Genomic DNA, 13,701 nt, shown 5'->3' with positions numbered 1-13,701 from the left:
AATATTCAGTCCGCGCCAATCCGAAACGGATTCGGTTATAATGCGCCTATCATCCGTAATCTCAACTGTTATGAAAAAATTCCCTGTTAAAAATCACAACGTTAAACGATTCAGCCGACCGAATGCCGCCAAACCCGCAGTAGCACAGGGTCCGCGCCGCGTGGTGTTATTCAATAAACCCTTCGATGTGCTCCCCCAATTTACCGATGAAACTGGCCGCGCCACGCTGAAAGAATACATTCCTTTTCCCGATGTATACGCCGCCGGGCGGCTGGATCGCGACAGCGAAGGGTTATTGGTGCTGACCAATGACGGCAAGCTGCAAGCGCAGCTCACTCAGCCGGGCAAACGCACCGGCAAAGTGTATTACGTACAGGTCGAAGGCGCGCCGCAGGAAGCCGATCTGGCGCCGCTGCGCAGCGGCGTTACGCTCAAAGACGGCCCCACTCTGCCGGCCGGCGTGGAGTTGGTCGGCGAGCCGGAATGGCTGTGGCCGCGCAATCCACCGATCCGCGAACGCAAGGCGATCCCCACCGCCTGGCTTAAAATCACCCTGTTCGAGGGCCGAAATCGCCAGGTGCGTCGCATGACGGCGCATATCGGGTTCCCTACCCTGCGCCTGATTCGCTACAGTATGGGCGAGCTTTCCCTGGGTGCATTACAACCTGGCGAATGGAAAACCCTTGATTCACTGTAGTCCAAACCAAGGGTATGCCAGCACATCAACCAGCCGCTGTAAGGGGCCGTTATGTTTAAACCGCACGTCACCGTTGCCTGCGTGGTTCACGCCGCCGGGAAATTTCTGATCGTCGAAGAGACCATCAACAATAAGGCGTTATGGAATCAGCCGGCCGGCCACCTGGAGGCCGATGAAACCCTGGTGCAAGCCGCCGAACGCGAACTGTGGGAAGAAACCGGCATCCGCGCCACGCCGCAGTCGTTCCTCAAGCTGCACCAGTGGATCGCCCCGGACAACACGCCGTTTTTGCGTTTTTGTTTTGTCATTGAGCTGGAATCCCCCCTGCCCACCGAGCCGCAAGACAGCGATATCGACCGCTGCCTGTGGCTGAGCGCCGAAGAGATTTTGCAGGCCCCCAACCTGCGATCCGCGCTGGTTGCGGAGAGCCTTCGCTGTTACCAGCAACCGGAGCGTTACCCGCTGTCGCTGGTCGGCAGCTATGATTGGCCGTTCTGAGATGAATAAGTGCCGTGCGCCAACGCGGCCAACGTGGTAAAATCCTGCGCTTGTTTTTTATCGCACGGTTCGTGTTCAAGTTCGTGAGACCCCCATGTCAGATAACAGCCAGAAAAAAGTAATCGTCGGTATGTCCGGCGGCGTCGACTCTTCCGTTACTGCCTATTTGTTACAGCAGCAGGGCTATCAGGTCGCTGGGCTGTTTATGAAGAACTGGGAAGAGGACGATGACGAAGAATATTGCTCCGCAGCGACCGATTTGGCCGACGCGCAGGCAGTATGCGACAAACTCGGCATCGAGCTGCATACGGTGAACTTCGCGGCAGAGTACTGGGACAACGTTTTTGAGCTGTTCCTCGAAGAGTACAAGGCCGGTCGCACGCCGAACCCGGACATCCTGTGCAATAAAGAAATCAAATTCAAAGCCTTCCTGGAATTCGCCGCGGAAGATCTGGGGGCGGACTTTATCGCCACCGGGCACTACGTGCGCCGCCAGGACGTGGACGGCAAAAGCCGCCTGCTGCGCGGCGTCGACGGCAACAAAGACCAGAGCTACTTCCTGTATACCCTGAGCCACGGGCAGGTCGCGCAAAGCCTGTTCCCGGTCGGTGAACTGGAAAAGCCGGAGGTGCGCCGCATCGCCGAGCAGCTGGAACTGGTGACCGCCAAGAAAAAAGACTCTACCGGCATCTGCTTTATCGGCGAGCGCAAATTCCGTGATTTCCTCGGCCGTTACCTGCCGGCACAGCCAGGCCCTATCGTCAGCGTCGATGGTCAGACCGTCGGCGAGCACCAGGGGCTGATGTATCACACCCTTGGCCAGCGCAAAGGGCTGGGTATCGGCGGCATGAAGGACAGCAGCGAAGATCCGTGGTATGTGGTAGACAAAGACGTCGCCAACAACGTGCTGGTGGTCGCTCAGGGGCACGAACACCCGCGCCTGATGTCCACTGGCCTGATCGCGCAGCAGCTGCATTGGGTCGATCGCCTGCCGCTGAGCGGGCCATTTCGCTGTACGGTGAAAACCCGTTATCGCCAGCAGGACATCCCGTGCACCGTTACGCCACTGGATGATCAGCGCATCGAAGTGCGTTTCGACGAGCCGGTCGCCGCCGTCACCCCAGGCCAGTCAGCCGTGTTTTATCAGGACGAAATCTGCCTCGGCGGCGGCATTATCGAACAGCGTTTACAGGAGTAATCGTGGCGAAGAATTATTATGACATTACGCTGGCGATGGCTGGAATCAGCCAGTCGGCGCGTCTGGTCCAGCAACTGGCGCACGAGGGGATATGCGATAAAGACGCCTTGCATGTCTCGTTGAGCAGCCTGCTGCAAATGGATCCGCCTTCCACGCTGGCGGTGTTCGGCGGCGAAGAGCGCAATCTGAAAATGGGCCTCGAGACGCTGATGGGCGTGCTCAATGCCAATAACAAGGGGCCGGGCGCCGAACTGACCCGCTACACCATCAGCCTGATGGTGCTGGAGCGCAAGCTCAACGCCAACAAACAGGCGATGAACCAGCTTGGCGAACGCCTCGGTCAGTTGGAGCGCCAGTTGGCGCATTTTGATTTGGAATCAGACACCATTATCAGCGCACTGGCCGGCATTTATGTCGACGTGGTCAGCCCGCTCGGGCCGCGCATCCAGGTGATAGGTTCGCCGGCTATCCTGCAGAATACGCAGGTGCAGGCCAAGGTTCGCGCCACGCTGCTGGCCGGCATCCGTGCCGCCGTGCTGTGGCAACAGGTCGGCGGCAGCCGCCTGCAGTTAATGTTTTCTCGTAATCGTCTGTTTAAACAGGCGCAAAATATCGTTGCTCATTGTTAATCGATCCCAGGAGTTGCTACCGATGGAATTATCCTCACTGACCGCCGTTTCCCCCGTTGATGGACGCTACGGTGATAAAGTCAGCGCACTGCGCGCCATTTTCAGCGAATACGGTCTGCTGAAATTCCGCGTGCAGGTTGAAGTACGTTGGCTGCAGAAACTGGCCACTTGCGCAGAAATCAAGGAAGTTCCCGCTTTTGACGCCGACGCAAACGCTTTCCTCGACAAGATCGTCGCAGAATTCAGCGAAGAAGACGCGCAGCGCATCAAGACTATCGAACGCACCACCAACCACGACGTGAAAGCGGTTGAGTATTTCCTGAAGGAAAAAGTGGAGGCCGTCCCTGCCCTGCAGGCGGTCTCCGAGTTCATCCACTTTGCCTGCACCTCGGAAGATATCAACAACCTGTCCCACGCGCTGATGCTGCAAACCGCGCGTCAGGATGTGGTGCTGCCGTACTGGCGCAAAATCATCGATTCGATCAAGGGCCTGGCGCTGGAATATCGCGATATTCCTTTGCTGTCCCGCACCCACGGCCAGCCGGCGACCCCGTCGACCGTAGGTAAAGAATTCGCCAACGTGGCCTACCGTATGGAACGCCAGTTCCGTCAGCTGGAACGCGTTGAGATCATGGGTAAAATCAACGGTGCGGTCGGCAACTACAACGCCCACATCGTCGCTTACCCGGAAGTGGACTGGCACCAGTTCAGCGAAACCTTCGTCACCTCGCTGGGCATCACCTGGAACCCGTACACCACGCAGATCGAGCCGCACGACTACATCGCCGAGCTGTTCGACTGCGTGGCGCGCTTCAACACCATCCTGATCGACTTCGACCGTGATATTTGGGGTTACATCGCCCTGAATCACTTCAAGCAGAAGACCATCGCCGGTGAAATCGGGTCTTCCACCATGCCGCACAAGGTCAACCCGATCGACTTCGAAAACTCCGAAGGTAACCTGGGCCTGTCCAACGCGGTGTTGGCCCACCTGGCCAGCAAATTGCCGGTTTCCCGCTGGCAGCGCGACCTGACCGACTCCACCGTGCTGCGTAATCTGGGCGTGGGCCTGGGCTATGCGTTGATCGCCTATCAGGCGACCATGAAAGGCATCAGCAAGCTGGAAGTCAACCAGGCGCACCTGCTGGACGAGCTGGATCACAACTGGGAAGTGCTGGCCGAGCCGATCCAGACCGTGATGCGCCGTTACGGCATCGAAAAGCCGTACGAGAAGCTGAAAGAGCTGACCCGTGGCAAGCGCGTGGATGCCGCCGGCATGCAGGCGTTTATCGAGGGTCTGGCGCTGCCGGAAGAAGAGAAAACCCGCCTGAAAGCCATGACCCCGGCTAACTACATTGGCCGCGCCGCCACTATGGTTGACGAGCTGAAATAATCGGTCTGGTTAGAAACACAAAGGCGGCCACATGGCCGCCTTTGGTATTTTAAACTCTCAACGCATAAATGCCTGCAACCGCTGTTGCTGCTGCCCCTGCGCGTTGAAGTTGCCGGGGCTCAACCACTGCTCGAAGGCGGCTTTAATCGCCGGCCAGCGATCCGAGGTGATGGCGAACCAGTCGGTATCGCGGCTGCGGCCCTTGGTGATCACCGCATACCTGAACCGGCCCTCGTAATTGAAACCGAACCTTGCCGCCGCCTGTCTGGATGGCGCGTTGTGGCTGTCGCACTTCCATTCACAACGGCGATACCCCAAATCATCGAACAGGTGGCGCAGCATCAGATAGACGGCCTCCGTTGCGCTGGAGCGTTGTTTCATCGCCGGCGACCAACTGACGTGGCCAATCTCCAGCACGCCGTTGCCTTCATCGATGCGCATATAAGCCACGGTGCCGACCGGTGCGTGGCTTGCGCTATCGAACACCGTCATGTTCACCAACGTGGGGTTGGCCTGAAGCTGGGTCAGGTGTTGCAACATCGCCGCCGGGCTGTCCGGCCGTTCGATGGATAAATAGGTCCAGTCGCGGCCATCCGGAGCCAGTTGGAATGCGCGGAACAGGGCTGCGTGATCACGCTGCGGATCAAGCGATTTCAGAAAACAAAAGCGCCCGTCAAGCGGCTCTCCGGCAGGCCGTTGCGGTGCCCGCCAATCGGTTAATGGCTCGCCCACCGGCTGCCCGAATTGATTGAACGCCATAAAGCCCCTCGCAACCTGTAATTAACGGGTATAGATAATGAACGAACTTCTTTTGCCTATTTTGTCGTACAGCGAACGCGCCGGGGCGTTATATTCCTGCGTCATCCAGTAAACCCGGTCGCTGCCCCTTTCATTGGCAAGCTGATAAGCCTGCTCAAATAGCTTCTCGGACACCTTCTTGCCGCGCGCCACCGGGGAAACATAGAGATCTTCAATATAACAATAACCGGCGGAGCTCCAGGTTGAAGGGTGGAAAATCAGGTTCATCAACCCCAGAAGATTGCCGTTTGCATCTTCCGCCACCAACCCATACACCTGTCGATCCGAGCATAAGCATTCAAACGTGTGCTCGGTAACCTGCGCGGCAATGTCCGCACGATAAAAATGAAGATATCCCTGCCACAGATCCAACCACTGCGATTTATCGCCGTTTTGTATTTTGCGTACCACAACGTCATTGTTTACTGGGTGCATAGCGCCTCTCTGGTTTTAAGATATTATTTCCACAGGAGAAATAACCTGATACCGACAGGGTACACCGACGATCACAGACTGAATACAGACCAATTCATAACAGTGAGCAGACCAATTTTGACCGCATAGACGCCCTTAATCGGCCTGCGGCAGCGCGCTGAAAATGGAGGATAACTTTTTGATGAATTTTACGATTTCATCCGGCGTGTAGGCCGAGAAGCCAAACACCAGCGCCCCTTCCCGAGGTTGGCCGGTGTAAAAATCCGCCAGCCCATAGACCTTCATTCCCTGCGCGGCGGCGGCCTGAATCAAACGCCGCTCGGTAGCCGCATCCGCCAGCGGGCACACCAATTGCAACCCGCCCTGCGGCAGCGGCGGCCGGGTCCAGGCGGCAAGATACTGATGGACCGCCGCATGCAGAATATCGAGCCTGGCCTTATACAGCTTGCGCATATTCCTTAAGTGTTCGGCATAAAAATCGCCGTTTAAAAAACGGAACAGGGTCATTTGCGGCAACGCGGAGGTATAACCATCCTGGAATTGTTTGGCGGCCACCATCGGCTTGATTAACTGTGGCGGAACTATGATAAAACCGATGCGCAGCCCCGGAAACAGGGTTTTACTGAAGGTGCCGATATACAGCGTGCGTTGGTATTTATCCAGCCCCTGCAGCGAAGCCCTGGTCAGCCCGTCATAATTGAATTCGGAATCGTAATCATCTTCAATAATCCAGGCCTTGTGCTGCTGCGCCCATTCCAGCAGTTTCAATCGTCTGTCGATGCTGAGCGAATGCCCCAGCGGATAATGATGAGATGGCGTGACATACACGCCCCGCCCACGATGGCGCGCGTCAATTAATGCATCGATATCCATTCCGTCTTGATCGACCGCGACAGGCTGGGCGATGATCCCCGCAGACTGCACCAGCTTTTTTGCCCCCTGATACCCCGGCTCTTCGACAAATACCCTGTCGCCCGGATTGAACAACACCTGGGTACACAGCGACAGCGCCTGTTGGGAACTGGTCAGCACGATCACCTGTTCCACACTGGCCTTAACGCCCCTTTCGCGCCGCAGATACTCAATGATCTCGCCCCTCAGCTCCACCACTCCCTGGGGATCGGCATAGCCCAACAGAGGTTCGCCGTACTGCCGAACCGCCAGCCTTTCCAGTTGCAGCCAGCTATCTATCGGGAACAGCCGCAGGTCAGGCAATGACGGCGTGAGCGAACTGGCGCGGCTGGTATGCGGCGCATGGGCGGCCACCAGCAACGAGCGGCCATGCGCGCTCAGTTCCCGCTCCGCCAACAGTGCGCTTTCGGCATCATCCGCCGCCAACAGCTCGCGGCCAATCAGGGTGCTTCGCTGATAACTGACAAAGCTGCCGCGCCCCACCGCGCGGGCAATGTAGCCTTCGGCTTCCAGTTGGGCATAGGTCACCTCGACAGTATCGCGAGAAACGCCCAGCCCGGCAGCCAGCACCCGGCTGGGAGGAAGTTTCGCCAGATATTGCAGATCCCCCGCCGTCACCTGTTGTTTGATGGCCAGATGCAGCGCCGCTTTGCGCGTCATGCCCTGTTGCAAATGCCGGGCAAAGCTTGCCTGCAGGGCGTCCGGGGAGGTGGGTGGGCTGCTGTGTTTCATGGTGCTCCGGGTCAAGAGAGGGCGGCTTTACCGCCTCACTTTACCTTATTTCCCCCTCTGAGCGGGCATATCGGGTCATAGTGCCAAACCCGGTCGTTGGATGGCAGCGATGCTGGCGCGTATTGCCTGCGCGGGCATTTGCCGTGAAACATGTCAGTGCCGATTTCCTTAGGTTCCGGGCCGATCCTTCAACACCCGACGGTTTAAGTTTGGTTTAACTTTGTTCCGCCATTGTTTATCCAGCGTTTATTAGCCGTTGCAGATAATGACGGCGAACATAAAATCGATAGCGCTTATTTCCCGCCAACGCTCTGCGTCTCTTGCGGTAACAGCGGGTTCTACCTACCATAACGTCAACATTCAAGATCAATGGGTAAGGTAGCCGCACGCTATCCCTCACACGCTGAAGAGCGTGTTACCTTTTTAGCGGGGTGACAGGATGCTCACCCACCTAACCACAGGAGTTAGCCATGCGAGTATTGGTTGTTGAAGATAACGGTTTGCTGCGCCACCACCTTTCCGTACAGATGCGCGAGATGGGCCATCAGGTCGATGCTGCAGAAGATGCCAAGGAAGCCGACTATTTCCTGCAGGAACACGCGCCGGACATCGCGATTGTCGATCTCGGCCTGCCTGGCGAAGATGGCCTGAGCCTGATCCGCCGCTGGCGCGCTCACCAGATGAAGCTGCCCATTCTGGTCCTGACCGCACGCGAAAGCTGGCAGGACAAAGTGGCGGTGCTGGAAGCCGGCGCCGACGACTATGTCACCAAACCCTTTCACCTGGAAGAAGTGATCGCCCGCATGCAGGCGTTGATGCGCCGCAACAGCGGCCTGGCTTCCCAGGTGATCGTCTTGCCGCCGTTCCAGATCGACCTGTCGCGCCGCGAGCTGAGCGTCGGGGAACAGCAAATCAAACTGACCGCGTTCGAATACACCATTATCGAAACCTTGATCCGCAATGCCGGCAAAGTGGTCAGCAAAGACTCGCTGATGTTGCAGCTGTATCCGGATGCGGAACTGCGCGAGAGCCACACCATCGACGTGCTGATGGGCCGCCTGCGCAAAAAATTGCAGGCTGAATATCCGCAGGAAGTGATCACCACGGTTCGTGGCCAGGGCTATCGTTTTGATGCGAAGTGAACATGATGTTCAACAAGGATAAAAAACCTTTTTCGCTGCGCGCGCGCTTTTTGATGGCGACCGCCGGGGTGATCCTGGCGCTGTCGCTGTCTTACGGCCTGGTGGCGGTGGTCGGCTATATCGTCAGCTTCGACAAGACGGCCTTCCGCTTGCTGCGCGGTGAAAGCAACCTGTTCTTCAGCCTGGCGCAATGGAAAGACAACAAGCTCACTATCGCCATTCCGCCCGATATCGATCTCAACTTCCCTACCCTGGTGTTTATTTACGACGACAAGGGCAACCTGCTGTGGAGCCAGCGCCAGTTGCCGGAGCTGGAAAAGCGCATCAACAAAGAGTGGCTGGAGAAATCCGACTTCTACGAAATCGATACCGATACCCGCATCAGTAGCGAAGTGCTGGGCAACAACCCCAAAGCGCAAGACCAGCTGAAAAACTATGACGACAACGACCAAAACGCGCTGACGCACTCCGTGGCGGTCAACACCTACGCGGCGACCCCGCGGCTGCCTGCGCTGACCATTGTGGTGGTCGACACCATCCCGCAGGAGCTGCAACGTTCGGACGTGGTCTGGGAATGGTTCAGCTATGTGCTGCTGGCCAACCTGCTGCTGGTGGTGCCGTTATTGTGGCTCGCGGCTTACTGGAGCCTGCGCCCGATCAAGGCGCTGGTGAATCAGGTCGGCGAGCTGGAGAACGGTGAGCGCGAGCAGCTCGACGAAAATCCCCCCAGCGAGCTGCGTGGGTTGGTGCGCAATCTGAACATTTTGCTGCGCAATGAGCGCCAGCGTTACACCAAATACCGCACCACGCTGTCCGATCTGACCCACAGCCTGAAAACGCCGCTGGCGGTGCTGCAAACCACCTTGCGTTCGCTGCGCACCGGCAAGCAGACCACCATCGAAGAGGTCGAACCTATCATGCTGGACCAAATCAGCCGCATCTCGCAGCAGATTGGTTACTACCTGCATCGCGCCAGCATCAGTTCGGGGCAAACGGTACTGACCCGCGAGATCCACTCCGTGCCCGCGCTGTTGGACAGCCTGACCGTGGCGCTCAACAAGGTATATCAGCGTAAAGGCGTGGTGATCTCGCTGGATATTTCGCCGGAAGTGACCTTTATGGGGGAAAAGAACGACTTTATGGAAGTTATGGGCAACGTATTGGAAAACGCCTGCAAATACTGCCTGGAGTTCGTTGAAATTACCTCACTCCACTCCGATAAAAACCTCACCATCGTCATCGACGACGACGGGCCGGGCATTCCGGAAAGCAAACGCGAGTTGATCTTCCAGCGCGGCCAGCGTGTAGACACCCTGCGCCCCGGTCAGGGGCTGGGATTGTCCGTTGCGGCGGAGATTATCGAGCAGTATGACGGCACCATCATCATCAGCGACAGCCCGCTTGGCGGTGCGCGCATGCAGGTCACCTTCGCCCGCCAGCACGATTCCCATCATCACGAATAAATTCTGTCGTTCCGGCCCCGATCCACGGGGCCAAACTTCCGTTATAATCGCACTCAGGCTCACTTCTTTCTGCTGGAATAGAACATGGATTATCAATTAGATCTGGACTGGAACGACTTTTTGCAACGTTACTGGCAAAAGCGCCCGGTGATTCTGAAGCGCGGCTTCAAAAACTTTATCGATCCAATCTCCCCGGATGAGCTGGCCGGGCTGGCGATGGAAAACGAAGTGGATAGCCGCCTAGTCAGCCACCAGGACGGCCGCTGGCAGGTTGCGCACGGTCCCTTCGAGAGCTTTGACCACCTGAGCGAAAACAACTGGTCGTTGCTGGTGCAGGCGGTGGACCATTGGCATGAGCCTTCCAGCGCGCTGATGCGCCCGTTCCGCCAACTGCCGGACTGGCGGATGGACGACCTGATGATTTCGTTCTCGGTCCCGGGCGGCGGCGTTGGCCCGCACCTCGATCAGTACGACGTCTTTATCATTCAGGGCACCGGCCGCCGCCGCTGGCGCGTAGGCGAAAAGGTGCCGATGAAACAGCACTGCCCGCATCCGGATCTGCTGCAGGTTGAGCCTTTCGACGCCATTATCGACGAAGAAATGGAACCGGGCGATATTCTGTATATCCCGCCGGGCTTCCCGCATGAAGGTTATGCGCTGGAAAATGCGCTGAATTACTCGGTGGGCTTCCGCGCGCCGAGCGGCCGCGAGTTGATCAGCGGCTTTGCCGATTACGTGCTGGCACGCGAGCTGGGCAGCCAACGTTACAGCGATCCGGACATTCAGTTGCGCGACCAACCGGCGCAGATCTTGCCGCAGGAAGTCGATGCCCTGCGCCAGATGATGTTGGATCTGGTTCAGCAACCGGAACACTTCCAGCACTGGTTCGGTGAGTTCATTTCCCAGACCCGCCACGAGCTGGATGCAGCGCCGCCGGAGCCGCCGTATCAGGCCGGAGAAATCTACGAGCTGTTGCAACAGGGCGAACCCTTGCAACGCCTGGGCGGCCTGCGCGTGCTGCGCGTTGGCGACCGGTGCTTTGTGAATGGCGAGCTGATTGATACCGAGCATCTGCAAGCCGCCGACGCGCTGTGTCAGCACTTCAGCGTTAACGCCGCCATGCTGGGCGAAGCCATCGACGATCCGTCGTTCCTGGCCACGCTCACCGCGCTGATCAACAGCGGTTACTGGTACTTCAACGACTAGGCCCGATAACCCTCGGTTAAAGCCACCCGCTTCGGCAGGTGGCTTTTTTTTCATCATGCTCCCGGCATCCAACTGCGCCGTGGGGATATACGCAATTGTTAATAGCGTAAAACCTATGCCGGCGCGTTCCTGAACTCGCGTTAATAAAGAGAGGAACGACGTTTCCTACGCCTCAACCGTCGTTCCTTTCCCCGCTTCGTCCAGTATCCATTGAGCAAACGCTTGTATGGGCTCACTGCTTAATGCGATCGGTTCCGGGAGAATGAGACTGAAGGTTTTGGCGATTGTTTTCCCCTCCGGCCACGGCGCGACCAGCCTTCCGCGCGCAAGTTCGGTATCAACGTAGAGGCGCGGCACCAGCGCAACACCGAGGCCGGCCAATGCCGCTTCGATCAACATGGCATGAAGATCGTAGCGTGCTCCCATCGCAGGATGAGTCAACGGGATCCCCGTCTCCTGAGAGTAGCGTTGCCAAGCCTCAGGATTTTGCCGTCGGTGCAGGCGCGGTAAGTTGTCCAGCGCACTTGTCCCCTCGCCTCCCGTCAGAATGTCAGGATGGCAAACCGGCACCAGCACCTCATCCAACAGGGGGTGAGTCCGCATTCCCGTCCAGGCCGGATGCTCGAAATGGATTGCCGCATCGAACCCGCTCCCGGCCAGGACAAAGGGTTCCATGCGTTCGGAGAGATGCACAGTGATGTTCGGGTGCTTCCGCCGAAAGTGTGACAGGCGAGGAATAAGCCATCGCATCGCGAAAGTCGGGATGATGGCAATATCCAGGCTTGCGCCATCGCTCGGTTGCCCTGTCAGGTACTGGCTGTCCCGATCCAGGCGGTCAAGCAACTCACGGATTTGGGCCGCATAGCGTTCCCCGTTCGGCAGGAGCCGGACGCGATTGCCGATTCGCTCGAACAGCGTGACGCCAAGGAAGGCTTCCAGGCGACCAATCTGACGGCTGATAGCGCCTTCGGTTAGAGACAGTTCATTCGCCGCGCGAGCGAAGCTGCCATGACGAGCGGCAGCCTCGAAGGCGATCAGTGAAGTGTTGCTCGGGATCTTCCGGCGCATAAGCGTTCCTGATTGGGGCCACGACGGCTGACCCACCTTGATTTTTTGTCACTGAAGCATACCGAAAAATCGATTTTTTCGCTGCCTTTAACGCCCTACCATGATTTAACGTCAACAAGGCATCCGGTCGAGAGTGATCTAATGATTTATACAGTCGAATGCAGCTTTGCCGATCCAACCGGCGAAGCAGAGTGGAATGATTTTTATAGCCTGGAAAAACTGCCCGCGCTCATTTCGGTGAGCGGGTTCCATACCTCGCAGCGTTTCAAGGCGCTGAGCGCCGGTTGCCCTGTCTACCTTGCCCTTCATTCGATCGACAATCTCGATGTGCTCCAGGGAGATGAGTATCGCCAGAAAGGCGGCGGCAATTTCTCGCGCTGGCAACGGCACATCACCGACTGGCACCGCAATCTTTATGCTGGCCTTGATCGTGCCCTGGCCATCGGTGAACACGAACATCTGGTGACGAGTGCCGTCGGCCCGGAGCCGCTCGTCGAAATGGGCCTCACGCCTTATCGGATGCAGGCTGTCGCCCTGGAGATATCCCCTGAATTTCGCTGGCTGGCGAAGCTGGAGCGCGCCATTGACCTGGGCCTGGAACCGCTGCCGAAGGGCGTCCACCTCTATGCGCCCATGACGAATCAATTGACGAAAAGCAGTATTAGTGAGGAATACGGTGATGAATAACATGAAACTTCCAGGCCGGCAGATTGGCGCGTTTTCGGTCACGGCCATCAGCGACGGATACCTTTCCGCAGGTCTGGATTTGCTCTCCAATATCGATCCAATGGCTGCGTCAACGTTGCAGCAAGACGCGGGGGTGGAAGATCCCGCTTCTATTCATATCAATTGTTACCTGGTTCAGGGCCGTGGCCGCACTATCTTGATTGATGCGGGCGCCGGGGGATTTAAGCAATGGGGCGGCAAACTGAAAGCGAATCTTGCACTTGCCGGCGTACAACCCTGCGACATTGACACGATCCTTCTGACTCATGCGCATCCCGACCATATCGGGGGGCTGGTGGACTCATCAGGCGAGGTCGCTTTTCCCGATGCGGAATTAGTGGTCCACCAGCATGAGGTCTCGTTCTGGCAGGATGATGGCCATCTCAGCCGGGCGAGCGAGCGCGCTCGCGGAAACTTTCTGTTTGCGCGGAAGGCATTCGATAAGTATCGGGGGAAGATTCGTACGTTTACCGATAATGACGTTCTGCCTGGCATCAGTGCGATCCCCCTTCCGGGGCATACCGCCGGGCATTCCGGTTATCGCCTCGAATCCGATGGCCACAGTCTGTTGATTTGGGGGGATATCGTTCATTTCCCCCATATCCAGATTGCTCGCCCCGACGTATGCATAGCATTTGACCAGGAGCCGCTCGTTTCCGCCGAAACCCGGTCAAAACTGTTGGATGTCGTCAGCTCGGACAAAACGCTTATCGCCGGCATGCACCTGGGTGAACTCGGCTTTGCACGTATCGAACGGACAGGCAAGCGCTACACAATGTCTTACGAATCTTGAGCGTCATCCCT

The 13,701-nt window shown here is 57.5% G+C and carries 14 protein-coding genes; 10 read left to right on the top strand and 4 right to left on the bottom strand.

Going from position 1 to position 13,701, the window contains the following annotated elements; all coding sequences use genetic code 11:
• Nucleotides 1-70: 70 nt before the first annotated feature.
• From rluE to purB, 5 genes are all read left to right on the top strand, one after another.
• On the top strand, nt 71-697 hold the full coding sequence (gene rluE, locus JK621_RS08780) for a 23S rRNA pseudouridine(2457) synthase RluE (RefSeq protein WP_126482154.1): 627 nt from the start codon (nt 71-73) through the stop codon (nt 695-697).
• Nucleotides 698-748: 51 nt separating this feature from the next.
• Nucleotides 749-1,195 (top strand): NUDIX hydrolase, encoded by a 447-nt coding sequence (locus JK621_RS08775; RefSeq protein WP_212559457.1) that lies wholly within the window; start codon nt 749-751, stop codon nt 1,193-1,195.
• A gap of 94 nt (nt 1,196-1,289) precedes the next feature.
• Nucleotides 1,290-2,393 (top strand): tRNA 2-thiouridine(34) synthase MnmA, encoded by a 1,104-nt coding sequence (gene mnmA, locus JK621_RS08770; RefSeq protein ID WP_212559456.1) that lies wholly within the window; start codon nt 1,290-1,292, stop codon nt 2,391-2,393.
• 2 nt (nt 2,394-2,395) lie between these two features.
• Nucleotides 2,396-3,022 carry a high frequency lysogenization protein HflD gene (gene hflD / locus JK621_RS08765; RefSeq protein WP_126482148.1) on the top strand — a complete coding sequence of 209 codons (627 nt, stop codon included), beginning with the start codon at nt 2,396-2,398 and terminating at the stop codon, nt 3,020-3,022.
• Between the two features lie 22 nt (nt 3,023-3,044).
• On the top strand, nt 3,045-4,415 hold the full coding sequence (gene purB, locus JK621_RS08760; RefSeq protein WP_212559455.1) for an adenylosuccinate lyase: 1,371 nt from the start codon (nt 3,045-3,047) through the stop codon (nt 4,413-4,415).
• Between the two features lie 57 nt (nt 4,416-4,472).
• On the opposite strand, the gene JK621_RS08755 is transcribed toward purB, so the two are convergent.
• The 3 genes from JK621_RS08755 to JK621_RS08745 all read right to left on the bottom strand — a co-directional run bounded on the left by JK621_RS08755 (nt 4,473) and on the right by JK621_RS08745 (nt 7,292).
• The gene (locus JK621_RS08755; protein ID WP_212559454.1) at nt 4,473-5,174 is read right to left on the bottom strand and encodes a GNAT family N-acetyltransferase; all 702 of its coding nucleotides are present in this window, start codon (nt 5,172-5,174) and stop codon (nt 4,473-4,475) included.
• A gap of 21 nt (nt 5,175-5,195) precedes the next feature.
• Nucleotides 5,196-5,648 (bottom strand): GNAT family N-acetyltransferase, encoded by a 453-nt coding sequence (locus JK621_RS08750; protein WP_212559453.1) that lies wholly within the window; start codon nt 5,646-5,648, stop codon nt 5,196-5,198.
• Nucleotides 5,649-5,783: 135 nt separating this feature from the next.
• Nucleotides 5,784-7,292, bottom strand: a complete 1,509-nt coding sequence (locus tag JK621_RS08745) for a PLP-dependent aminotransferase family protein (RefSeq protein WP_212559452.1) — start codon at nt 7,290-7,292, stop codon at nt 5,784-5,786.
• Between the two features lie 470 nt (nt 7,293-7,762).
• On the opposite strand from JK621_RS08745, the gene phoP reads away from it, so the two are divergent.
• The 3 genes from phoP to JK621_RS08730 all read left to right on the top strand — a co-directional run bounded on the left by phoP (nt 7,763) and on the right by JK621_RS08730 (nt 11,103).
• A complete protein-coding gene (phoP, locus tag JK621_RS08740) occupies nt 7,763-8,434 on the top strand; it encodes a two-component system response regulator PhoP (RefSeq protein WP_004943295.1) in 672 nt (223 codons plus the stop codon).
• Between the two features lie 5 nt (nt 8,435-8,439).
• Nucleotides 8,440-9,897 (top strand): two-component system sensor histidine kinase PhoQ, encoded by a 1,458-nt coding sequence (phoQ, locus tag JK621_RS08735; protein WP_212560163.1) that lies wholly within the window; start codon nt 8,440-8,442, stop codon nt 9,895-9,897.
• Nucleotides 9,898-9,981: 84 nt separating this feature from the next.
• On the top strand, nt 9,982-11,103 hold the full coding sequence (locus tag JK621_RS08730) for a cupin domain-containing protein (protein ID WP_212559451.1): 1,122 nt from the start codon (nt 9,982-9,984) through the stop codon (nt 11,101-11,103).
• Between the two features lie 165 nt (nt 11,104-11,268).
• On the opposite strand, the gene JK621_RS08725 is transcribed toward JK621_RS08730, so the two are convergent.
• Nucleotides 11,269-12,171, bottom strand: a complete 903-nt coding sequence (locus tag JK621_RS08725) for a LysR substrate-binding domain-containing protein (RefSeq protein WP_212559450.1) — start codon at nt 12,169-12,171, stop codon at nt 11,269-11,271.
• 141 nt (nt 12,172-12,312) lie between these two features.
• Between JK621_RS08725 and JK621_RS08720 the strand changes: the two genes are divergently transcribed.
• Entirely contained in the window at nt 12,313-12,858 is a 546-nt protein-coding gene (locus tag JK621_RS08720; protein WP_212559449.1) for a sugar ABC transporter, read from the top strand.
• Entirely contained in the window at nt 12,851-13,690 is an 840-nt protein-coding gene (locus tag JK621_RS08715; protein WP_212559448.1) for an MBL fold metallo-hydrolase, read from the top strand. The genes JK621_RS08720 and JK621_RS08715 overlap by 8 nt, the downstream gene beginning before the upstream one ends.
• Nucleotides 13,691-13,701 lie beyond the last annotated feature (11 nt).

This window comes from Serratia plymuthica (assembly GCF_018336935.1).
Classification (GTDB): domain Bacteria; phylum Pseudomonadota; class Gammaproteobacteria; order Enterobacterales; family Enterobacteriaceae; genus Serratia; species Serratia plymuthica_B.
This window is presented reverse-complemented; position numbering and strand designations above follow the sequence as displayed.